The sequence below is a fragment of the Bradyrhizobium sp. USDA 4504 genome, from assembly GCF_054063995.1.
The window spans coordinates 7,897,894-7,918,670 of record NZ_JBSSGV010000001.1; the positions used below are offsets into that span (position 1 = coordinate 7,897,894).

General features: G+C 64.9%; 28 protein-coding genes. 16 read left to right on the forward strand and 12 right to left on the reverse strand.

Features of this window, described 5'->3' with window-relative positions; genetic code table 11:
* Nucleotides 1-127 precede the first annotated feature (127 nt).
* From ACVMB1_RS36925 to ACVMB1_RS36935, 3 genes are all read left to right on the forward strand, one after another.
* A complete protein-coding gene (locus ACVMB1_RS36925; protein WP_057016278.1) occupies nt 128-1,378 on the forward strand; it encodes an acyl-CoA dehydrogenase in 1,251 nt (416 codons plus the stop codon).
* Between the two features lie 100 nt (nt 1,379-1,478).
* On the forward strand, nt 1,479-2,192 hold the full coding sequence (locus ACVMB1_RS36930) for a nitroreductase (protein WP_076832539.1): 714 nt from the start codon (nt 1,479-1,481) through the stop codon (nt 2,190-2,192).
* A 75-nt stretch (nt 2,193-2,267) separates the two neighbouring features.
* Nucleotides 2,268-2,678 (forward strand): hypothetical protein, encoded by a 411-nt coding sequence (locus ACVMB1_RS36935; RefSeq protein ID WP_076832536.1) that lies wholly within the window; start codon nt 2,268-2,270, stop codon nt 2,676-2,678.
* Between the two features lie 213 nt (nt 2,679-2,891).
* Here the strand turns inward: ACVMB1_RS36935 and ACVMB1_RS36940 are convergent, their stop codons facing one another.
* On the reverse strand, nt 2,892-3,890 hold the full coding sequence (locus ACVMB1_RS36940) for a helix-turn-helix transcriptional regulator (RefSeq protein WP_076832533.1): 999 nt from the start codon (nt 3,888-3,890) through the stop codon (nt 2,892-2,894).
* 82 nt (nt 3,891-3,972) lie between these two features.
* Between ACVMB1_RS36940 and ACVMB1_RS36945 the strand changes: the two genes are divergently transcribed.
* Nucleotides 3,973-4,620 carry a glutathione S-transferase family protein gene (locus tag ACVMB1_RS36945; protein WP_253588185.1) on the forward strand — a complete coding sequence of 216 codons (648 nt, stop codon included), beginning with the start codon at nt 3,973-3,975 and terminating at the stop codon, nt 4,618-4,620.
* 14 nt (nt 4,621-4,634) lie between these two features.
* Complete coding sequence (locus ACVMB1_RS36950; protein WP_057016273.1) at nt 4,635-5,069, forward strand: DUF6157 family protein; 435 nt, start codon at nt 4,635-4,637, stop codon at nt 5,067-5,069.
* A 199-nt stretch (nt 5,070-5,268) separates the two neighbouring features.
* Here ACVMB1_RS36950 and ACVMB1_RS36955 read toward each other — a convergent pair whose 3' ends face one another.
* On the reverse strand, nt 5,269-6,054 hold the full coding sequence (locus tag ACVMB1_RS36955; RefSeq protein ID WP_076832869.1) for an enoyl-CoA hydratase/isomerase family protein: 786 nt from the start codon (nt 6,052-6,054) through the stop codon (nt 5,269-5,271).
* Between the two features lie 14 nt (nt 6,055-6,068).
* Nucleotides 6,069-7,181: a cyclic nucleotide-gated ion channel gene (locus tag ACVMB1_RS36960; RefSeq protein WP_057016272.1), complete on the reverse strand. Its 1,113-nt coding sequence runs from the start codon at nt 7,179-7,181 to the stop codon at nt 6,069-6,071.
* Between the two features lie 317 nt (nt 7,182-7,498).
* Between ACVMB1_RS36960 and ACVMB1_RS36965 the strand changes: the two genes are divergently transcribed.
* A complete protein-coding gene (locus ACVMB1_RS36965) occupies nt 7,499-8,167 on the forward strand; it encodes a Crp/Fnr family transcriptional regulator (RefSeq protein ID WP_016847460.1) in 669 nt (222 codons plus the stop codon).
* A 29-nt stretch (nt 8,168-8,196) separates the two neighbouring features.
* On the forward strand, nt 8,197-9,066 hold the full coding sequence (locus ACVMB1_RS36970; RefSeq protein ID WP_082653713.1) for a DUF6537 domain-containing protein: 870 nt from the start codon (nt 8,197-8,199) through the stop codon (nt 9,064-9,066).
* A gap of 114 nt (nt 9,067-9,180) precedes the next feature.
* Here the strand turns inward: ACVMB1_RS36970 and ACVMB1_RS36975 are convergent, their stop codons facing one another.
* The 3 genes from ACVMB1_RS36975 to ACVMB1_RS36985 are packed head-to-tail and all read right to left on the reverse strand — an operon-like array spanning nt 9,181 to nt 9,880.
* Nucleotides 9,181-9,399 (reverse strand): hypothetical protein, encoded by a 219-nt coding sequence (locus ACVMB1_RS36975; RefSeq protein ID WP_057016270.1) that lies wholly within the window; start codon nt 9,397-9,399, stop codon nt 9,181-9,183.
* Nucleotides 9,400-9,450: 51 nt separating this feature from the next.
* Nucleotides 9,451-9,663: a hypothetical protein gene (locus ACVMB1_RS36980; protein ID WP_016847463.1), complete on the reverse strand. Its 213-nt coding sequence runs from the start codon at nt 9,661-9,663 to the stop codon at nt 9,451-9,453.
* 25 nt (nt 9,664-9,688) lie between these two features.
* On the reverse strand, nt 9,689-9,880 hold the full coding sequence (locus ACVMB1_RS36985) for a hypothetical protein (protein ID WP_016847464.1): 192 nt from the start codon (nt 9,878-9,880) through the stop codon (nt 9,689-9,691).
* 307 nt (nt 9,881-10,187) lie between these two features.
* Between ACVMB1_RS36985 and ACVMB1_RS36990 the strand changes: the two genes are divergently transcribed.
* The 3 genes from ACVMB1_RS36990 to ACVMB1_RS37000 all read left to right on the forward strand — a co-directional run bounded on the left by ACVMB1_RS36990 (nt 10,188) and on the right by ACVMB1_RS37000 (nt 11,822).
* Nucleotides 10,188-10,394: a hypothetical protein gene (locus tag ACVMB1_RS36990; RefSeq protein ID WP_057016269.1), complete on the forward strand. Its 207-nt coding sequence runs from the start codon at nt 10,188-10,190 to the stop codon at nt 10,392-10,394.
* 92 nt (nt 10,395-10,486) lie between these two features.
* Nucleotides 10,487-10,849, forward strand: a complete 363-nt coding sequence (locus ACVMB1_RS36995; RefSeq protein WP_076832528.1) for a PRC-barrel domain-containing protein — start codon at nt 10,487-10,489, stop codon at nt 10,847-10,849.
* Nucleotides 10,850-11,060: 211 nt separating this feature from the next.
* Nucleotides 11,061-11,822, forward strand: coding sequence for a Crp/Fnr family transcriptional regulator (locus tag ACVMB1_RS37000; RefSeq protein WP_076832525.1), 762 nt, complete (start codon nt 11,061-11,063; stop codon nt 11,820-11,822).
* 256 nt (nt 11,823-12,078) lie between these two features.
* Here ACVMB1_RS37000 and ACVMB1_RS37005 read toward each other — a convergent pair whose 3' ends face one another.
* Nucleotides 12,079-13,488, reverse strand: coding sequence for a TAXI family TRAP transporter solute-binding subunit (locus ACVMB1_RS37005; RefSeq protein WP_076832523.1), 1,410 nt, complete (start codon nt 13,486-13,488; stop codon nt 12,079-12,081).
* Between ACVMB1_RS37005 and ACVMB1_RS37010 the strand changes: the two genes are divergently transcribed.
* The 3 genes from ACVMB1_RS37010 to ACVMB1_RS37020 all read left to right on the forward strand — a co-directional run bounded on the left by ACVMB1_RS37010 (nt 13,487) and on the right by ACVMB1_RS37020 (nt 14,840).
* A complete protein-coding gene (locus ACVMB1_RS37010; protein ID WP_141342405.1) occupies nt 13,487-13,726 on the forward strand; it encodes a hypothetical protein in 240 nt (79 codons plus the stop codon). The genes ACVMB1_RS37005 and ACVMB1_RS37010 overlap by 2 nt on opposite strands.
* A gap of 187 nt (nt 13,727-13,913) precedes the next feature.
* Complete coding sequence (locus tag ACVMB1_RS37015; RefSeq protein ID WP_082653700.1) at nt 13,914-14,267, forward strand: DUF3307 domain-containing protein; 354 nt, start codon at nt 13,914-13,916, stop codon at nt 14,265-14,267.
* A 171-nt stretch (nt 14,268-14,438) separates the two neighbouring features.
* Nucleotides 14,439-14,840 carry a hypothetical protein gene (locus ACVMB1_RS37020; protein ID WP_016847470.1) on the forward strand — a complete coding sequence of 134 codons (402 nt, stop codon included), beginning with the start codon at nt 14,439-14,441 and terminating at the stop codon, nt 14,838-14,840.
* Between the two features lie 7 nt (nt 14,841-14,847).
* Here the strand turns inward: ACVMB1_RS37020 and ACVMB1_RS37025 are convergent, their stop codons facing one another.
* Together ACVMB1_RS37025 and ACVMB1_RS37030 are read right to left on the reverse strand one after the other, a co-directional pair.
* Nucleotides 14,848-15,174 carry a YkgJ family cysteine cluster protein gene (locus tag ACVMB1_RS37025; RefSeq protein ID WP_076832520.1) on the reverse strand — a complete coding sequence of 109 codons (327 nt, stop codon included), beginning with the start codon at nt 15,172-15,174 and terminating at the stop codon, nt 14,848-14,850.
* Entirely contained in the window at nt 15,174-15,872 is a 699-nt protein-coding gene (locus ACVMB1_RS37030) for a helix-turn-helix transcriptional regulator (RefSeq protein ID WP_028336549.1), read from the reverse strand. The genes ACVMB1_RS37025 and ACVMB1_RS37030 overlap by 1 nt, the downstream gene beginning before the upstream one ends.
* A gap of 207 nt (nt 15,873-16,079) precedes the next feature.
* Between ACVMB1_RS37030 and ACVMB1_RS37035 the strand changes: the two genes are divergently transcribed.
* Both ACVMB1_RS37035 and ACVMB1_RS37040 read left to right on the forward strand, forming a co-directional pair.
* Nucleotides 16,080-16,313, forward strand: coding sequence for a hypothetical protein (locus ACVMB1_RS37035; RefSeq protein ID WP_057015989.1), 234 nt, complete (start codon nt 16,080-16,082; stop codon nt 16,311-16,313).
* Nucleotides 16,314-16,377: 64 nt separating this feature from the next.
* On the forward strand, nt 16,378-17,109 hold the full coding sequence (locus ACVMB1_RS37040; RefSeq protein ID WP_057015990.1) for a glutathione S-transferase family protein: 732 nt from the start codon (nt 16,378-16,380) through the stop codon (nt 17,107-17,109).
* Between the two features lie 75 nt (nt 17,110-17,184).
* Here ACVMB1_RS37040 and ACVMB1_RS37045 read toward each other — a convergent pair whose 3' ends face one another.
* Nucleotides 17,185-17,820, reverse strand: a complete 636-nt coding sequence (locus tag ACVMB1_RS37045; RefSeq protein WP_057015991.1) for a pyridoxamine 5'-phosphate oxidase family protein — start codon at nt 17,818-17,820, stop codon at nt 17,185-17,187.
* Between the two features lie 119 nt (nt 17,821-17,939).
* Here ACVMB1_RS37045 and ACVMB1_RS37050 point away from each other — a divergent pair, with 119 nt between their 5' ends.
* Nucleotides 17,940-18,833, forward strand: a complete 894-nt coding sequence (locus ACVMB1_RS37050) for a LysR family transcriptional regulator (RefSeq protein WP_076832514.1) — start codon at nt 17,940-17,942, stop codon at nt 18,831-18,833.
* Here the strand turns inward: ACVMB1_RS37050 and ACVMB1_RS37055 are convergent.
* Nucleotides 18,830-19,285, reverse strand: coding sequence for a PaaI family thioesterase (locus tag ACVMB1_RS37055; protein WP_076832511.1), 456 nt, complete (start codon nt 19,283-19,285; stop codon nt 18,830-18,832). The genes ACVMB1_RS37050 and ACVMB1_RS37055 overlap by 4 nt on opposite strands.
* Before the next feature lie 265 nt (nt 19,286-19,550).
* Nucleotides 19,551-20,720, reverse strand: a complete 1,170-nt coding sequence (gene pobA / locus ACVMB1_RS37060; protein ID WP_057015994.1) for a 4-hydroxybenzoate 3-monooxygenase — start codon at nt 20,718-20,720, stop codon at nt 19,551-19,553.
* Between the last annotated feature and the right edge of the window lie 57 nt (nt 20,721-20,777).

Genomic DNA, 20,777 nt, shown 5'->3' on the forward strand with positions numbered 1-20,777 from the left:
TTCCGGGGCGGCGCGAAGCGGCGAACCCGGAACTCGAGCGACATAACTTCTAGATTCCCCGATGCGCAACCGCGCATCTGAGGTTCGCGCTGCGCGCGCCCCGGAATGACAAAGAAAAGGAGCCGCCATGAATTTCGATGACACGCCGCAGGAAGCCGAGTTCCGCGCCATCGCCCGCAACTGGATCGCGGCCAATGCGCCGAAGGAGTTCGAAGAGGAGCTCTCGAAGTCGTCGCTCGGCCGTATCAGGCTCGCCAGGCACGACATGGTCGAGGTCGGCAAGGCTTGGCAGAAGAAGAAGGCCGAGGGCGGCTGGGCCTGCTTGCACTGGCCGAAGGAATATGGCGGCCGCGGCGCCACCCCGATCGAGCGCGTGATCTGGCAGCAGGAAGAGGGCGTCTACGGCAAATTGACCCAGCCGTTCCAGATTGGCGAGGGCATGTGCGGCCCGACCGTGATGGCCTGGGGCAGCGAGGATGCCAAGCGCCGCTATCTGCCGAAGCTGGCCTCCGGCGAGGAGATCTGGTGCCAGCTGTTCTCCGAGCCGTCGGCCGGCTCCGACGTCGCGGGGCTGCGCACCCGCGCCGAGAAGAAAGGCGACAATTGGGTCGTCAACGGCCAGAAGATCTGGACGTCAGGCGCGCATTACTCCGACTACGGCCTCCTGATCGCGCGCACCGATCCGAATGTCCCGAAGCACAAGGGCCTCACGATGTTCTTCCTCGACATGAAGAGCCCCGGCGTCGAGGTGCGGCCGATCAAGCAGGCCAACGGCATGCAGGAGTTCAACGAGGTCTATTTCACCGACGTCGTAATCCCGGACAGCCAGCGGTTAGGGGCGGTCGGCGAGGGCTGGAGCGTGTCGCTGACCACGCTGATGAACGAGCGCATGTCGATCGGCGCGCGGCTCGCCACCGGCGTGCCCGAGATGTTCGAGTTCTGCTCCAATTTGATGCTGGAGGACGGTCTTGCGATCGACGATCCGGCGGTGCGCTCCAGACTTGCGAGCTGGGCGGTGAAGGCGAGCGGGCTGAAATACACCAGCTACCGCGCCATCTCGGCGCTGTCGAAGGGCGAGCGACCGGGCCCGGAAAACTCCATCGGCAAGCTCGTCTCCGGCCTGATGCTGCAGGATATCGCGACCTATGCGATGGACCTTGAAGGCGCGGCGGGCAGCCTCACAGGCACCGATGAGGAGCAGGCCAACGGCCAGTTCCAGCAGATGCTGCTGTCGTCGCCCTCGATGCGCATCGCCGGCGGCACCGACGAGATCCTGCGCAACATCATCGCCGAGCGCGTGCTGGGCCTGCCCGGCGACATTCGCGTCGACAAGGATGTGCCCTACAACAAGATCCCGACCAAGGGGCGGGGTGGTTAGTCGTCATTCCGGGGCGATGCGAAGCATCGAACCCGGAATCTCGAGATTCCGGGTTCACGCTTCGCATGCCCCGGAATGACGAAAAAAGAGGATATATATCATGGACGCGAAGACACCGAACCCGCGCTACGCGACCGAGGACCGTATCGGCGCGCTCGAGGAATTGCTCAACGAGCGCTACTCGGTGCGCGCGTTCCAGCCGCGCGAGGTGCCGCGCGAGGTCATCGAGCACATTGTGTCGACCGCGCAGCGCACCGCATCCTGGTGCAACAGCCAGCCTTGGCAGGTGCTGATCGTCTCCGGCGAGGCCAAGGAGCGGTTTCGCAAGGCGATCTATGCCGAGGCGTCGCGCGGCCTCGGCGAGGATTACGACTTCACGCCGCCGCGCGAATATGTCGGGGTCTATTTGGAGCGCCGCCGCGAAAGCGGTTTCCAGCTCTACAACACGCTCGGCATCGCGCGCGGCGACAAGCCGGCCTATGCAAAACAGGCGCTGGAGAACTACAATTTCTTCGGCGCGCCGCACATTGCCGTGATCCACACCAATGAGCCGCTCGGCATCTATGGTGCGATCGACTGCGGCGGCTATGTCTCGAACTTCATGCTAGCGGCGCAGGCGCTCGGGCTCGGCTCCATCCCGCAGGCGGCGATCGCGCGCCATTCCGGGCTGATCCGTCGTCATTTCAACCTGGCCGACGATCGCCGGGTTGTCTGCGGTATCTCGTTCGGCTATGCGGATCACGCGCAAAAGGTGAACAGCTACCGCACGTCGCGCGCGACCGTGGAAGACACCGTCACATTCGTCGATGTATAATTTCCTCAAGGCGGGAAGGTCGGTTCACTCCCCGCCGAGGACAAGAAAAGCTACAAAGAAACGACAAGAACAAAAATGGCGAATAACGCCTCCCTGACGCCGGCTGAGATCAGCTGGCAGCTGCACCGTCTGCCTGCACTCGATCGCGACGCGTTCATCGCCGCGCATTACCTGGGACAGGGCGTTGCCTGGAAGACCCGCTTCTTCGACGCGATCGACTGGGGCGCGGGCTCGGTGCTGCAATTCAGCTTCCTGCAACGCGGCTGGCATCGCCATTCGCGGCTCGACAATCCGATCTATGCCTATATCGACATCGAGCAACATCCGGAAACCCGCGGCCTGCGTCGCGGCCGGCGGATCGATCTTGAGGGCACGATCAAGGGCGTCGACTTCGTGACCGGGATTACGCTGACGCTGGAGCGGTTCGAGATCCTGCCGGTCAATTTTTTCGACCGCTTCGTGATCAGCTCCGACAGCCGCTACTAGCAAGCAGCGAACCGCAGACTCTGCTCCACCTCGCCCCGCGCGCGGGGAGAGGTCGGAACGCATCGTTAGATGCGTTCCGGGTGAGGGGGCTCAGCAAGCGCAGCTATCACCGTATGCGCGGAGACAGCCCCTCACCCCAACCCTCTCCCCGTAAGAACGGGGCGAGGGAGCGCACTGCTCCTGCGGCTCCATTCAACCCAATCTCATTACGCTTCAGCGTCCCGCCACCGCGCGGCGGGCTGGCGCGTCGGCATAGCGCGCGGCCATCGCGTCCGTCAGCTCGGCCATCTTCTCGCGCAACTCTAACGGCGCGACCACTTCGGCCTCGGCGCCGAGCCGCAGCAGCTCGGTCGCCGCATGCCACACCGTCTTGCCGACCGGCATGGTGGCGAGCCGCCAGCCGTCGGCGTCGGTGCCATCAGTGAGCCGCATCCGCGCCTTCACGTAAGGATGCGCAAGCGCATCGAACAGTTTCAGCCCGAGCGGCGACAGCCGCACCGTGGCCTCGTTCGGATGCAGCTCGGCCTCCAGCCGCTCGATCGAGGCGCCCCAATAGGCGGCGAGGTCGAACTCCGCCGGCCGCGCGAACGGCGTCTCCAGCACGGTGCAATCCAGCACGCGCGCGACGCGGTAGGTGCGCACATTGCCGTCGACGAGGCCGGCGAGATACCAGCTGCCGCCCTTTAGCACGAGGCCGAGCGGCGCCACGCGCCGCCGCTTCTCGGCTTTCCAGCTCTGGTAGCGGATCTCGAGCATGGTCTCGCGCAGCACGGCGCCGGCGATGGCGCGCAGATGCTCCGGCTCCTCGGTCTCGCCGAACCAGCCGGGCGCGTCGAGATGGAAGCGCTGCTGCATCCCTCGCGCGTTGGGCCGCAGGTTCTCCGGCAGCGCCGCCATCAGCTTGGTCTGCGCCGCCACCATCGCGGCATCGAGGCCGAGCGCGGCGGCGGGCCCCGGGAGACCGGCCATGAACAGCGCCTCGGCCTCGCCCTGCGACAGGCCGTTGAGCCGGACGCGATAGCCGTCGAGCAGGCGATAGCCGCCCTCGGCACCGCGGTCGGCATAGACGGGAACGCCGGCGGCGGCGAGCGCGTCGATGTCGCGGTAGATCGTGCGCACCGAAACCTCGCAGGCCTCCGCAAGCTCAGGCGCGGTGACCTGCCCCCGCGCCTGCAGGGTGGTGAGGATGGAAAACAGCCGGCTCGCGCGCATGGCTGGATCATACCTGACACAAGATGTCAGGTATAGGCGGACATAAGGAGGCCATGCCCCCGACGGCGCAAGGAGACCCGCCATGACCACCACTACCGACCGCGTCACGCTGTATTATTCGCCGCAAAGCCGCGCCACCGGCACCCGCGTGCTGCTGGAGGAACTCGGCGCGCCGTATAACCTGCACGTCCTGAACATGAAGGCCGGCGAGCAGCGCAAGGACGCCTATCTCGCCATCAATCCGCTCGGCAAGGTGCCGGCGATCCGCCATGGTGACGCGCTGGTCACCGAGCAGGTCGCGATCTTCATCTATCTCGCCGATCTGTTTCCGCAGGCCGGCCTGACGCCGGCGCTGAACGATCCGCGCCGCGGCCCGTATCTGCGCTGGATCGCCTATTACGGCGCATCGTTCGAGCCGGCCGTGATCGACCATTTCATGAAGCGCGAGCCCGCGCCGATCACGCAGTCGCCCTATGCCGATTACGACACCATGCTGGGCGCGCTGGAATCGCAGCTGGCAAAGGGGCCCTATCTGCTCGGCGAAGAGATCACGGCGGCCGACATCCTCTGGGGCATCGCGCTCTCTTGGACCATGATGTTCGGCATCGTGCCGAAAAGGGACGTGTTCGTCCGCCATGCCGAGCGCATCGCCGCGCGCCCGGCCTTCCAGCGGATATCGAAGGCCGACGACAAGATGGCGGCGCAGCATGCCGCGGCCGCCGGGGTGTGATACGGATCGGGCCGATGGCGAAAGTCCTGCACAGCACCAACTGTTTCAACACCCTGATCCGCGTCGCGGAGGACTGCCCGGCGCAGCGCGGCGAGGAGCCGCAGTTGCGCGGCGGCCAGCCGACGGTTGCCGTGCTGCAATACCGGATGATCGCGGGCGCGCCCTACAAGTACACCTCCGACGATGTGGTGTTCGCGACGTCGGCGGCCGGCCGCGTGCTCGATGCGAAAGCAGCGAAGAAGGCGCGCAGCCTCGCCCGCGAGACGTTCTTCTCGCGCGGCCAGGCCTGCATGCGCGCCTCGCCGCTCGGCAAGCGTTTCGGCTGGGGTGTCCATGCCGACGCCGAGGGCCGCATCGCGCTCTACGCCGTCGACAGCAAGCGCTACCAGGCACTCGCCGCGGATCCTGACATCGCGCAGGTCCGCGCGATGCGGTCGAAGCGGGCGTGAAGAGGCACTGCTCTCATCCTCCCCTGGAGGGGGAGCATCGGTTCGCATGCAATGCGAACCGAGGTGGGGTGATCTCTCCACTCGGGCACCGTTCGTGCTGAGAGATCACCCCACCCCGTCTCACATTCCGCTGCGCTCCATGTGACCCGACCCTCCCCCTCCAGGGGAGGGTGAAGGGAGTGTGCCGTGCGACCAATCGCTAAAACCGCGGCGCCCGCTTCTCGGCGAAGGCCTTGATGCCTTCCTTGATCTCGTCGCCGCGCATGCTGTCGCGGTGGCGGGCGTCGGCGGCGGCTTCATCCAGTGCGCCGCGGGCGAATTCGTTGATTGCGCGCTTCATGCCGGCCATCGCCTTGGGCGCGTTGCCCGCCAAAATCGTCGCGAGCTTGTCGACTTCCTCGTCGAGCAGATCGAGCGATACCATCGCGGTGAGATAGCCGATCCGCAGCATCTCCGGCGCCGATATTTTCTGCGCGGTCAGGAACAGCATCCTGGCGTTGTCGACGCCGAGCCGCGTGACGTAGCGCTGGATGCCGCTCTTGTAATAGTGCAGCCCGAGCCGCGCCGCCGGCATGAACATCTCGGCGGTATCGACGCCGATGCGGAAGTCGCAGGCGAGCGCGAGGTCGGTCGAGCCGCCATAGACCCCGCCATTGAGCCGGCAGATCGTCGGCACGCTGAGATCCTCGAGGCGGTTGACCACGACCTCGAACGCCGAACCCGCGCTCTGTTGTTCGCTGGCGCTCACCGCGCGCTCGGCGACGGAGTTGAGGTCGTAGCCGGCGGAGAATGCGCGGCCGGTTCCGGTCAGCACCAGCACGCGGATCGCGGGATCGGCCTCGATCCGGTCGAACAATGTCAGCAGCTCGCCGAGGTCCTCGGCCTGCAGGCGGTTGAGATGCTTCGGCCGGTTGAGGCGGATCGTTGCGCGTGCGCCCGCGATTTCGAGCACGGGTCCGCTGGCGGTGTCGGCCGCGTCAGCCATCTTGGTCTCCATCATTATTGATTCTCACGTTCGCGCCGCTTGGCCTCGGCGTCGATGGTCTCGGCGAGATCGGGATGCCTTGCCATCAACAGGCGGAAATCGACCAGGTCAAGCACCAACAGCCTGGTCACCTTGCTGGTCGAGACGCTGGCGCCGCGCTTGGTGTTGCCTAGCAACGCCATCTCGCCGAAGAACTCGCCTTCGCCAAGCTTCACCTTGCGCCCGGGCAGGTCGACCTCGACCTCGCCGGCGGCGACGAAATACATGCAGTCGCCATTGGTGTCCTTGCGGATGATCATGGTGCGCGGCGGCAGGTCCATGGTCCGCAGCATTTGGGTGACGTCGGCGATCGCGGCCGGGCCGAGATGCGCGAAGAACGGCACCTTGCTGACGGTCTCCCAGGTTCTCAAGAAATTGTCGCGGCGGGTTTCGGCGGCAAAACCGGTCGCCAGGATACCGGTCCACAGCCCGAACACGCCGAGGCCCGAGATCATCACCATGGCGGCGACCACGCGGCCGAGCGGGGTGATCGGCACCACGTCGCCGTAGCCGGTCGTGGTCAGCGTCACCACCGCCCACCACAGCGCCGCCGGCACGCTGCCGAAGGTTTGCGGCTGGACGTCCCGCTCCAGGAAATATTCCGCAACGGAGGCCAGGAACACCACCATCAGGAAGATCACGAGCACGCTGAGCAGCGGCCCGGATTCCACCACCAGCACGCGCCGGAGCTGGCGCAGGCCGGGAATGCCCGGCACCACCTTGAGCACCCAGAGCACGCCGAGCAGCCAGGCGGTTTTCGGCTCGACTCCGGACAGCAAGGCCACCGGCACGGCCAGCGCGCCGATCGCGTCGACCACGCCGGCGCTGGACAGCGCGTAGAACCAGAATTTGCCCTGCCGGCCCATGTGGCGCAGCCGCACCAGCCATTCGAATACGAAATAGGCAAGGCAGGCCCACAGCAGCGCATCCACCCAGCGCGGCGCCGCGTCATGGGCCGGCGCGACCGTCAGCAGCGTCATCATGGCGACACCGGCCGCGACGGCGACATAGGCCGCCGTGGTCATGTTGCGGCCGGCGGTGGCGGAAACGAAGCGCGTCAAGGCCGGAAGGACGAGCCGCTTGGACATCGGAACGGAGCTTGCCTGTCGATGAATTGCTGGAATTGAGGCCCTGCGAACGGCAGAGCCGATGTCACAACGTGCCTCTCCCGGTTGAGGCCGTCAACGCGCAGGCCATGGCGGGATGCTCGCGGCGGAAGACCCATCAGTTGGACGAAAGGCCTAACCATGTTGGCCCGATTTTGCGCCCGCGAATGTGAGAAATCGGACAAAACGTCGCTTTTTCCCCGTATATCAGGGATGCTGGTCGCCGATGCGACCTTGGCCGGAATGAAGCGACTAATAAGGCGATCTTATTCACTTCTTGAGAAATTGGTTGGTTTCCGATGGATACCTCACATCTCGCGGAGCACGCCGGCGCCGCCGGCAGTTTCTTCGCATCGATCTTCGTGGTTGCCACGCTGTCGATGCGGACCATGATCCCGTTGCGCGTCTTCGCCATCCTGACCAACATCATCCTGATCGCGACCGCCGTCCCGACCCACAATTACGCGACGCTGATCCTGCATGCCGTGCTGCTGCCGGTGAACACCTATCGGCTGCACCAGATGCTGCAACTGGTCCGCAACGTGAAGAAATCGGTCAACAGCGATCTGTCGATGGAATGGCTGAAGCCGTTCACGACGGAACGCAAATGCACCGCGGGCGAAGTCCTGTTCTACAAGGACGAGAAGGCCGACAGCATGTTCTACATTGTCAGTGGCCGCTTCCGCCTGGTCGAATCCGGCATCGAGCTGCCGGTCGGCGCCCTCGTCGGCGAGTTCGGCATGCTGTCGCCGTCGAACACGCGAACCCAGACGCTGGAGTGCGTCGAGACCGGCATGGTGCTGTCGGTGACCTATGACCAGGTCGAGCAGCTCTACGTCCAGAACCCGGCGTTCGGCTTCTACTTCCTGCGCCTCGCCAGCGCCCGCCTGTTCCAGAATATCTCGACGCTCGAGCAGCAGCTCGCGCAGCACGCCACCCCACAGGTCGCGGAGCCCAAACCTGCATGAGCCCCGTGACGAGTTCTGGAGGCGCCGCAGTGGCGGATGACGACGGTCTCCTGGCTTCGCTCCGTTACCTCTTTGCCGATATCATCGGCGATGAGGACGAGGGGCCGCCGGTGCTGCCCGACGCCTGCCCGGACCATCTCGGGCCGGCCGTCACCAAGGCCATCGATCTGTTGATCGCCTATCAGAGCACGAGCTACGCCCAGCTCTATATCGACCGGCTCAAGCGCTTCGTCGGCCGCCGCGGCGTTGACGACGCCCTGCTTGCCGAGATCGCCCGCCTGATGGCGGAGCGCATGGCCTATGAGGACGCGATCCGCATCGCGCAGCTCAAGCTTGGCGAAGTCAGTGCGGTGGGCGGCCTTGCGGCGCGCTCGGCCGACGACGTCAAGAAGTTTCGCCTTGACGAGTTGATCGACGCCCTGCCGGCGGTGGTCGCCGATCCGGTGCTCGGCGTGCTGGATCAGTTCGGCTGGCGGCGTCGCCGGGTCTCGATCCGCTTCAGCGCGAACAACCGCTTCAGCGTTCGCCGGCTCAGGATCGAAGCGGGCCTGAAGCGCTGGCGGCTGTTCTCGGGACGCTATGCCAGGGAGCGCGTCTGGGTCGAGCGCTGGCTGCACATGATCGACCGCAGCCTGACCAAGCAGCCGAGCGCCGCCCCGGCGGTCGTGCAGACCGCGACCATGATCCAGGGTTACGGCGATCCCTACCGCCAGGGCATCGCGGACTGGCACGTGATCATCGACGGGCTCGCCAAGCCGACCTTCGACGGCGTGCTCGTGCTCCCCGACCTTGCCGGCGCCATTGCGGAAGCGCGCGCTGCCACCATGCCCGATCCGCGGCAGGCAGCGCTGAAGCGCAAGATCGCGGAGATCCGCGCTCGGGCGCCGGCGGTGTCGTAAGAACCTTCGCCGTCATTGCGAGGAGCGAAGCGACGAAGCAATCCAGTTCCCCGCTTGCGGCGCTGTGGATTGCTTCGCTTCGCTCGCAATGCAGCGGGAATCTGCCGAAGCCATCTACTGCTTGATGTGCGGCGGCTCGTCGTAGCCGCGACGGCTGGAATAAAACAACAGGCCCATCAGGCCGATGCAGACCGCGGCCAGAAGCGCAATGCCGATCGTAAACACCACGATGCCGTAGGTCGGCACCGGAGCATCCACGGTCAGGCCTTCATAGGCGTAGGCGCCGACGGCGGCCAAAAAGGCCAGCAGGCCGATACTGATTGCAATGCGCATGCGTAGCTGCCTCTGCTGAGGGCCGAGGGCAACAGGCACTTACGCCGGTTTTCACGCCGCGGCGGTGGCCTTGGCCAACGCCTGCCGTCCGGCTTCGGTCAGCTCGGAAAGCGTCGTCCTGCCGCTCTTGGCGCATTTGATGATGTATCGGGCAACGCGGCGGCGGGTGTCATGTTCCTCGCCGTGAGGTGCGTCTGCGCAAACGCGATCGAGCGCAACGTTCATGGCGAAGAGCGTGCGTGAGTCAAACCGTTCCTCGATCATCGCAGCTCTCCTTTGAGACTCGCGGCTACTTGCGGAACGTCAGCCATTCGCTGACTTCCATCACAGTCTCGGTCTGTCTGGCCTTCTTCATCAGCATTTCGCGTTCCCGTCCCGGCGGCAGCTTGCGTGCCGCAATGCGCGAATCTTCGGCGAATTTTTGCAAGCGGTTTTCGAACGATCCGGGAGGCCGCGACCTGTTGCGCTTCTTCTTGATCATGCCGTCTCCGAGCTGGAACCAGCAATACTAGGCTTGTTCCCCGGATGCCGTCGTTAACCCATGACATCGGTCGAATTGAAAAAACGCGCGCCGGAAATTGCGACCCAAAATCGGGACCTGAGATCGCGACCCGGGATCGCGAAGATCGCAGGAACGATCTTCGGCGCTCTGCGTAACACCCGTGCGTTCGCTGCTTTGCTCCCCGAAAGGCGGTGGACCACTCCGGTGACGGGCCTCGGCGAATTTGATCGCCGGGGCCCGCATGTCTTCAAGCAAGGCAGCCAAGGCAACAAGAAGGACATAAGCAGTGGCACATTCCAATCAGGGTATCGTCAAAGACGACAAGGGGCAGGAGCAGCCGGCCGACAAGCAGCGCGCGCAGGCCGCGCACAAGACCGACCCGCGAAAGTCGAATGCGCGCGAAGCGACGCGTGATCCGAAATTGAACGATGCCGACAAGACACCGGGATCCGGCATGACATCAGACGACCGCGGCGATCCTCCAACGGGCTGAACGGCGTTCCGCTTTTGCAGCAATCGCGGCAATGCGGCAGGAACGATGACCCGGGTTGACCGTTGGCGTCGAGGGATCAATGGAGAATCGACATGGCGATGGACGAGAAGGAGGTCGGAAACCTGATCGGCAGCGACAAGGTCGAGGGCACCGCGGTCTATGGCTCCGACGAGCGCAAGATCGGCTCGATCGAACGGGTGATGATCGACAAGAAGAGCGGGCGGGTGTCTTACGCCGTGCTCGGTTTCGGCGGCATTCTCGGTCTCGGCAACGACCATTATCCGCTGCCCTGGCAGTCGCTCAAATACGACACGAGGCTGGGCGGCTATATCACCGGCGTCACCGAGAGCCAGCTGCGCGGCGCGCCGAAATACGGCAGCGAGCGCGAGTGGAATTGGTCCGATATCGGCACCACGCGCGCGGTGAACGACTACTACGGCGTGCCGTTCGTCTGAACGTCCCTTAGACGTCCCCCTGAGCCGGGGGACCCGTATTTCACCGGTGGTACCACCGGGCGTCGAGGTGTGCGTGATGCTCGGGGATGTAACCGTCGCATCCTTGGGACGTCTGTACACTAGTGAACATACCTCAATAACTGTGCAAGGTAACATACGTAATTGAAGTCGGTCCTGCAGTTGCCCGATTAAACATGCGGGAGACCAATCGTTGGCGTCGCTAGTCCGGAAATTGGAGCAGTTTGCACGGCTTTCGCCGGTAGACCAGGTTCTTCTCAATCGCGCGTCTACCGAGCGCGTCCGCCATTTTGGTCCGCGGGTCGACATCGTCCGCGAGGGCGAGAAGCCGAAGGACGTCCATCTGATCCTGTCCGGCTGGGCCTATCGCTACAAGCAGCTCGAGGACGGCCGGCGTCAGATCGTGGCCTTCTTCTTGCCCGGCGACATTTGCGATGTGAACGTCTTCATCCTGCGCGAGATGGATCATTCGATCGGTACCGTCACCGCAGTGTCGATCGCCGACCTCTCCCGCGAATTCTTCGACAAGGTCGCAGCCGGACATCCGCGCATCGTGACCGCGTTCTGGTGGGAAACCCTGGTCAACGCGGCGATCCAGCGCGAATGGACCATGAGCCTCGGCCAGCGAACGGCGCTGGAGCGGATGGCCCATCTGCTGTGCGAGATCTGGCTCCGGCTGCGGGCCGCAGGCCTGACCCAGGGCGACAGCTGCGATTTCCCGCTGACCCAGGGCGATCTCGCCGATGCCACCGGGCTCTCCAAGGTTCACGTCAACCGAACGCTGCAGGAATTGCGCGCCGGCGGCCTGATCGTACTCAAGGGAAAGACCCTGGTCGTCCCCAATCTCGAGCGGCTGATGCACGCCGGCCTGTTCAACCCGAACTACCTGCATATGGATCACGAGGGACGGCAGCTCGACGCCGCTGCGACGCCGACGGACGCGGCGGTCGGGTAGTAAGCGCTGCGCTCCGGTGCATGTCGAGAGCGTGCCGATGTATGGTTCACCGGCCGTTCAACATACGCGGTGTCGTCCTGGGGAAAGCCAGGACCCATTACCCCAAGTCTCAATTGTTGCGCGATGCTGGGGCCGCGATCCCGTTCATCAGCGAAAGCGGTGGTAATGGGTCCTGGCTTTCGCCAGGACGACAGTGGTGCATGCGGCGCGATCGCAGGGACGACAGTTGTATCTGTGGCGTGACCAACGGCTTGGTTCACCCATTGGCCGCCTTCACCACCACGAGGTTCTCGTCCGGCGTCGCCGGGTGGCGCTTGAGGTGATCGCGGCGCAGTGCGATCTCGTCGCGGACCAATTCGTAGCCGAGCTTGAACGTGTCCATTCCGTCGCCGGAAACGGTGCCGTCGCGCAGGCCGGTCACCGCGCCGCGCAGGATCGCCTCGAGCTCATCCTGCAATTCGTCGAGATGCTCGGCGCAAGTGGCGTGCTCGACGCGCTCGCCGATGTCGAGGATCCTGCCCGCCAGCTCGCTGGCCTTCTCCGGTGCGACGCGGGTGATCTTGGTGTAGATCGCGGCGAAGATCGAGCCGATGATGCTGAGGGCGGCGGCGCCGAGATACATCACGTCGCTGTAGCGATCCATGAACGACTTGGTATCGTCGTTGATGTATTCGGCGGCGCCCTGATGGGCGACGATGAAGGCGTCCTTGTCGGTCGCCGCCGGCTCGATCTTGGAGGCAAAGCCGTCGTCGAGCGCGAGCTCCGACTTGTTCTCATAGATGATGCGCGCGAGCTCGGCGGCTGTCGTCGTGGACATCGAGGATTGCGCGACCAGCAGCCATTCCAGCCCGATGGTGTCGACCTCGTCATCGGGGATCGCCGGCGAGGACGACAGCATGCCGGTCGAGACCGTCTCCTCCGAAATCGCCGGGTATTTGCGCGCCAGCGCCTTGGCCGCGTCGATCGCATTCAGCGTGAAGCCGCCGGGGCGCTTGGCATATTGCTCGTAGGTCTTGTCCTTCACGATCTTCGAAGCATGCTCGATCGCGATCACGGCGGCAAAGCCGGAGGCGAACAGCTTGTCGAAAGGTGTGTTCGGCGGCGCCTGCTGTACCCGCTGCGCCGCGTCGGGGCTGTCCGCAATCTCAAGCGCGCTGCGGACGAAATTGACGCTGTTCTCGCCGTCGCCGACGACCGCGATCCGCTTCTTCTTGAGCTCGCTCAGCGATTTGATCTTCTTGCCGCCGGGGCTGAGCACCAGCACCACGTCATGCTCGAGGATCGCGATGGCGCGGGCACGCGGCGGCACCCTTGCGTCGGTACGCAGGATGGCAAGCGAGGCGTCGCGGCGATCGAATTGCGCCAGCGCCCTGGCGTTGTCGGGGTTCGGCGCGATCTTCAGCCGCAGCCGCGACGAATTGTTCTTCAGCACGGTGGCGAGCTTGGCGGCGAATTTCGCCTCCGGGCCCTTGGCATCGCCGACCGCGAACACCAGCAATTCGGAATTGCGCAGCCAGAGCCGGCCGCCGATCACGGTGACCGCGCTCAGGAGCAGCGTCAGCAGGGTGAAGACGATGATCTGCGCGCGGTTGGTCTTGACGACCGGTTTGGCGACCGGAGGGCTCGGCGGCGGCAGCGGCGCAGGCGAGGGGGCTTCGGCACTCATGGCTGATTACCTGGCTCATCACCCGTCCGGGACGGCCCGTTGCCGCGACCCGATCGGCGCGGCGCTGCCCGGTGAATCCGTAAATGGCTATAAAAGAAAGAAAATTTCCTATGTTGCCGACGATATACCTCCCCGGGGGGAATGCAAACCGGCCGCCGGCCGTAACCTTAATCTCGGCCGGCCTGCGCCGCGATGCCACATGACCATTGCCACTATCGACGGTCGGAGCGAGATGTGATTTTCGAGGAGGCGCAGGTGCATTCCGGCGCCGGAGATGTCATAAATGAGACACGCTTCGGTTTGCGGAATTGTGCTGACGGCCTGACCCGGATTTCTTGCAATCACATTCATCGAAGTAAAAGGGCGTCAGCTTGTTGTTTCCCTCCATGTCATCGTCGGTGTCGGTTGGTGCCCTGGTGGGATGGATGTCGCTTCTCACCGCAAAGCACATCATCGCCGACTTCATGCTGCAGAACGCCTGGATGGCGATCGGAAAGGACCAGAAGACCGGCTGGGCGCTGCCGCTGCTGGCGCACTGCCTGGTCCATCTCGCGGTCGCGCTGGCGCTGATCCTGGTGGTGGCGCCGCGGTTCTGGTATGTCGCCTTCATCGACTTCGTGATCCACATCATCGTCGATCGGGCCAAGGGCATCTGCGCCTCGCATTTCGGCGTGACGCTGGAATCCGGCCACCCCTGGTTCTGGACCCTGATCGGGGTCGACCAGGCGCTGCACCACCTCACCGGCTTCGCGCTGTCGATCTACATGGCCGCGAACTGAGCGGCTCGCGCGCACCTTTCCTCCCGTCCTGAACCACGAATCCAGCCGGGTTGCGGCGGGCGGATGTGATTCGCGCGCAACGGGCAAGACCCTCCGGAAGCGACCGGAGGCCGTGGTTAACCTTTCGTTAGAGGATTACGCGGCATCTTCCCGATCGAGGGGGATTTGCAAATGTTTTCAAGCCGCGACGCCTTCGAGAACGATGCCTGCCCGGTGGCCGACGATCTGCTCGGCCAGATGTATCGCGCCAATCCGAACGGGCTCTCGTTGCTGGTTGCCAATGTCGCGCCCGATGTCAGGGCGAGGCTCGCGCTGTTCTGCTATCGCCGCAGCCATCTGCACGCGCTCGCGGTCGCGATCGCGTCGAGCTGCAGCGAGTGGGAGCTGGCGAATTCAGGCGGCCGTGTCGGCTCGACGCTCTACGCGCTGTCGCGCGAGCCGGCCCGCGCCGCCACCGTTTCGCATGGTGGCCGCAAGCCGATCACGCTGTCGACCAAGCCGCTGACGACCTTCGCGCCGATCGTCGATGACGAACTCGACGACGAGGACGTCAGCGACAGGGTCACGGCGTAACGTCTGGCTAGATCGGCTGCGCGCTCGCGATGAGCGGCAGCCCGTGCCGGCGCCGCGCCATCGCGCATTCCGCGTCGCCCGGCTGGCAGGTCCGGCATACTTCCGGCCGCACCGGATAGACCTCGCAGCGCGTTGCTTCTCCGACCCGGCCCGCTAGCGCCGAGCAGCGATCGCCCTCGCAGCGCATGCCTGATTGTCGCGCATTGACGAATTGCGGTGGGATCAGATCGAGCTGCGCGTCGTCCTCGATGGTGAAGCGCGGCCAGTTCTCCGAATAGCTGCAGCAGGCGCCGCAGGACTGGCAGGGGCTTGTGTCGGTCGCGTTGTCGGCCATCAGGTGTCCCTCGGCGCTTCCCAGACCAGGCTGCGCCGCCAGCGCGCCCTGAGCAGGTCGCGCCGCTCCGGATACTTCTCGTCGTGATAGACCGCCGTGACCACGCGGTCGGTGCGGAAGCTGCGGAAATCCTTGCGCAGCTCGCACCAGGCGGCGAGCAGCCGCACCGCCTCGTGATAGCCGACCGCGATCGGCCAGATCGTGCGCTCGCTATCGCGGCCATGCTCGTCGCGATAGTTCAGCGTGATCTTCTTGCCCTCATGGATCTGGCTGCGGGTCCTGACCATGTCGATGCGGTCGGGCTCCCGGTTCCAGGCCGAGCGGGCCCGGCTCGCCGGCTCCAGCACGAACGGCCGCAGCCGGTCGGGCACGGTCTCGGCGATCTTGGCCATCAGGTCCTCGGCCGCGCGCGCCAGCGCGGGATCGGCGTGGCCGACCACCCATTGCGCGCCGAGCACGCAGGCCTCGATCTCGTCGGGTGTCAGCATCAAGGGCGGCAGGTCGAATCCCTTCTCCAGGATGTAGCCCATGCCGGCCTCGCCGCGGATCGGCACCCGCTGCTCGATCAGGCTGGCGATGTCGCGATAGATCGTCCGCTTCGATGTCTCGAGCTCGGCGGCGATTGCATCGGCAGTCAAAGGCTTACGGGTGCGTCGGAGCACCTGGATGATCTGAAACAGCCGGTCGGCGCGTCTCATGGCAACTCTCTCGATCGCTCTCTTGGCACGTGTCTTGTCGAGTGTCTCGGTAGCGGTTTTGGCAGCCGTCTTGACGAGTGTCTTGACGGGTCTCGTCGTCTCTCGGTGCGCAGGCTTTTCTGGGTCCCGTCCGGCTGCTGCTGACAGCATGTTGGCAGCAGGTGGGGGCTATATCAGGACAACACCTCAAGTGAAGGGAATTTGTCCATGACGAATCTTGACGAACTCGGTTTCCGGCAGGCGCAAGGCTTTGCGCTGGAACAGCTGGTCACGGTCTACTCCACCTCCGGCGACCTGCGCTGGGCCCTGGTCGCGCTGATCGCACAGTCGATCAGCACGGTCTGGTCCTACGGGCGGGCACGGCTGGTCAAGCGCGTTCGCGGGGCGGTTCGCCGCCTCGCACCCGCCGGCCCGTTCGACAGTGAATGCCACTACTGCTGACACCATGCTGGCAGCAGGGGACGGCTAGCTTCAATTCACGACCACAGGCGATCGGGAGCTTCACATGATTACGCTTTTTGGCTTTGGCACGGGCTTCGGCTTGCCGGAAATCAGCCCCTTCGTGACCAAAACCGAGGTCCAGCTCAAGATGGCCGGGCTCGACTATCGCAAGGAGAAGGCGATGCCGCCGGCCTCTCCCAAGGGCCAGCTGCCGTTCATCGTCGACGACGGCGAGACGATCGCCGATTCGACCTTCATCCGCGCCCATATCGAGGGCAAATACGGCTTCGATTTCGACGCGCCGCTCAGCCTGCAGGCGCGCGCCCAGGCCTGGGCCTTCGAGCGCATGATCGAGCATCACGTCTACTGGGCGCTGGTCGGCGCGCGCTGGGTCGACGACACCAATTTCGCCAAGGGGCCCGCGCATTTCTTCGACGGCGCGCCCGACCATATGCGCGACAAGATGCGCGAGGACGCCCAGTTCCGCGTTGCCGAGAACTATCTGCTGAGCGGGCTTGGCCGTCACGGACCGGACGAAGACGTCGATCTCGCGATCCGCTCGCTGTTCGCGCTGTCTGTGCAACTCGGCGACAAGCCGTATCTGATGGGCGATGCGCCGTGCGGCACCGATGCCACCGCGTTCGGCGCGCTGGCGGGAATCCTCACCCCGTTCTTCGATTCGCCGCTGCGCGAGCGCACCGAGAAGTTCGACAATCTCACCGCCTATGTCGGCCGGATGATGCGGCAATACTATCCGGAATTCGCCTGGGCGCCGCTGCAGCAGCAGGCGGCCTAAAGCGCGATCGCGCTTTAGGTTTAGTTCGGGGCATGATCCTTTCGGAAAACCGCTTCGCACTTTTCCGGATCATGCCTAAGCCGGCGCGGCAGGAGCGGGCTGGCCCTTCAATGCGGCCAGCTCCGCCTCGAGCTCGGCGATGCGCTGGTCGCGCGAGGCCAGCGCTGCCGCCACATCGGCCGCGTCGAACTTTTGCGGAATGTGCTGCGGGCAGTTGGTGTCCCACGCCGTGACCTTGAACAGGATCACCTGCTCGGGCCGCGCCCGGTAGCCCTGCGGCATCAGCGTGCGGGTCAGCGCCGGATCGTCCTCCACCACCTTCGCCTCGCCCCACAGCTTGACGCGGCGGCGGTGCGCGTAATCCATGACGAAGATATAGGCCTTGGCATTCTCCGAGAGATTGCCCTGGGTGATGAACTGGCGATTGCCGCTGTAGTCGGCGAACGCGATGGTGTGCTTGTCGAGCACCTTGATAAAACCCTTCGGTCCGCCGCGATGCTGGATGTAGGGCTGGCCGTCGGCCGAGGCGGTCGCGAGATAGAAGCTGTTCACCTCGCCGAGGAAGCCGGCGAGGTTCTCGTCGATCTCGCTGCGCCAGCCGCCATGTGCCTCGACTTCGGCGTAGGTGGCGCGTGAGCCCTTGCGGGTCTGGATCGCCTTCACCGCCGGACTGAATGCGACGTCGCTCGCATAGCTGTGACCATCTGACATCGGAGCCTCCCGTGACGGGCGCCTGAGTGGTTGTCCTCGCCGCTTAAAGATGGACATTCCAAGATCGTAAGCAATCTTGTGCATTGACACTTCACTGTTGCCGATTATGCAATAGTGCCATGGACCGGATCGACGCCATGCAGGCCTTCGTCGCGGTGGCGGACCTCGAGGGGTTCGCCCCCGCCGCCCGCAAGCTCGGCCTGTCGCCGTCCGCCATCACGCGGCTGATCGCGGCGCTGGAGGAGCGGCTCGGCGCGCGGCTGCTGCAGCGGACCACGCGGCAGGTGACGCTGACGGACGCCGGCTCGCGCTATCTGGAGCGGGCGCGCCGGATCCTCGCCGATGTCGAGGAGGCCGAGGACGCGGTGGAGAACGAGCGCACCCGCCCCGGGGGGCGGCTGGTGATCTCGGCACCGTTCGGCTTCGGGCGGCTCCATGTCAGCCCGGTGGTGAGCACCTATCTGAAGCGCTATCCCGGCGTCGGCGTTGACCTGCGGCTGTCGGACCGCAGGATCAATCTGGTCGAGGACGGCGTCGACCTCGCGGTCAGGCTCGGGCACCTGCCGGATTCGACGCTGGTGGCGCGGCATGTCGGCCGGATGCGCCGCATCGTGGTGGCGTCGGCCGGCTATCTCAAGCTTCGCGGCAGGCCGAACCGGCCGGCGGACCTCACCGCCCACGACACGATCCAGTTCGGCGCCATGACCGCGACGCCGGATTGGCGCTTCATGGAGGATGGCCGCGAAGTCCGCATCACCCCTACGCCGCGCTTCACCAGCAACAGCTCGGACGCCGCCATCCAGTACGCCGAGCAGGACGGCGGACTGACCCGGGTGATGGCCTACCAGGCGGCCGAATCGCTGAAGGCGCGGCGGCTCCAGATCGTGCTCGCCGAGTTCGAGCAGCCGGCTGTGCCGATCCACGTCGTCTATCCGACGACGCGGCTGTTGTCGGCCAAGGTGCGGACCTTCATCGATCTCGTGACCGAGGTCACCGACTGGTATTTCGACTAGCTCACCGGCGGCTTCTTCGGCACCACGCGGAAGGTGCCGTTGGCGCGCGCGATGGTCACCCCGTCGGCCTTGATCAGGCTCTGCGCGAAGCAGATCGTGCTGCCGGTCTTGATCACGTCGCTCTCGATCGCGAGCCATTGCCCGACATTGGCGGAGCCTACGAAATCGACCGCGAGCGAGATCGTCACGAACGAGGTGGTCCAGCCGGTCGCCTGGCCGCAGCTATAGCCCATCGCGTTGTCGGCAAGGGCTGCGATCAGGCCGCCATGGATCAGGCCGCGGCCGTTGGTATGCGGCCTCGCCAGCCGCAGGCCGATGATGACGGCACGCTCGGTCTTCTTCTGGTAAAGCGGCTCCCAGGGCTCGGTGAGCGGGCTCTTGCGGAACAGCGGCTCGAAGCCTTGAGGGACGTCTTGGGGATTGTCGGGCACGACTTGCGTATCGGTGGTCATCTGAAGCTCGCATATGACGTTGGGTTGACGCCATTGAACGCGATGTCGATGACGGTTTCACCGCCTACAAAGTTTTAAACGGGATTTGCACGGCTGTTTGAAGCGGCCCGGCTCGTCATCACCCGCGAAAGCGGGTGATCCAGTATTCCAGAGACCGCACCGCATGAATCGAGAAGCCGCGGCGTACTGGATACCCCGCATGCGCGGGGTATGACGACGGAGATTGCGAAGAGGATGCTGCTCGACAAAAGCATCCGCGACTTATCTAGAACGGCAGCCCCACATAATTCTCCGCCAGCGAGGTCGAGGCCGCCTTCGAGCTGACGAGGTAGTCGAGCTCGGCGATCTGGATGCGCGCGGCGAATTCGCCCTCGTCGGGGAATTTGTGCAGCATCGAGGTCATCCACCAGGAGAAGCGCACCGCCTTCCAGACCCGCGCCAGCGCGCGTCCCGAATAGGCATCGATGCCGGCGGAGGATTTCTCGTCGTAGTATTCGCGCAGCGCCTGCGACAGATAATGCACGTCGCTGGCGGCAAGGTTGAGGCCCTTGGCACCGGTCGGCGGCACGATGTGCGAGGCGTCGCCCGCCAGAAACATGCGGCCGAACCGCATCGGCTCGGCGACGAAGCTGCGCAGCGGCGCGATGCTCTTTTCGATCGAGGGGCCGGTGACGATCTCGTCGGCGGCCTTCTGGTCGAGGCGCCGCTTCAATTCATCCCAGAACCGCTCGTCCGACCATTGGTCGACATGATCGTCGAGCGGGCACTGCACGTAATAGCGGCTGCGGTGGGACGAGCGCATCGTGCACAGCGCAAAGCCGCGCTCGTGGTTGTTGTAGATCAGCTCCGGCGAGACCGGCGGCGTCTCCGAGAGGATGCCGAGCCAGCCGAACGGATACACCCGTTCGTAGCTGGTGATCGCCGACGCCGGCATGCTGGCGCGGCTGATGCCGTGGAAGCCGTCGCAGCCGGCGATGAAGTCGCAGGCGATCTCGTGGGTGACGCCGTCCTTGACGTAGCTGACGCGCGGATGATCGGTATCGAAATCAAGCGGCTTGACGTCGGCCGCCGAGTAGATCGAGGTCAGGCCGGCCGCCTTGCGGGCATTCATCAGGTCGAGCGTGACCTCGGTCTGGCCGTAGATGGTCACGGTCTTGCCGGTCGAACCATGCAGGTCGATGCGGTGCCGTGCGCCGCCGAACGCCAGTTCGAGACCGTGATGGACGAGGCCCTCCTGGTGCAGCCGGGCAGCGGCGCCGACGCTCTCGAGCAGCGACACGGTGCCTTCCTCGAGCAGCCCGGCGCGAATCCGCCCCAGCACATAGTCCGGGGTCTGCCGCTCAAGAATGATGTTGTCTACGCCGAAAGTATGAAGTAGTTGCCCAAGCAACAGTCCGGCCGGACCTGCACCAATGATTGCTACTTTTGTCCGCAATACCTTGTCCTCCCGATCGGATAGGCTTTTAGCCGGTGCCCGCGCCGGCAACTTGCC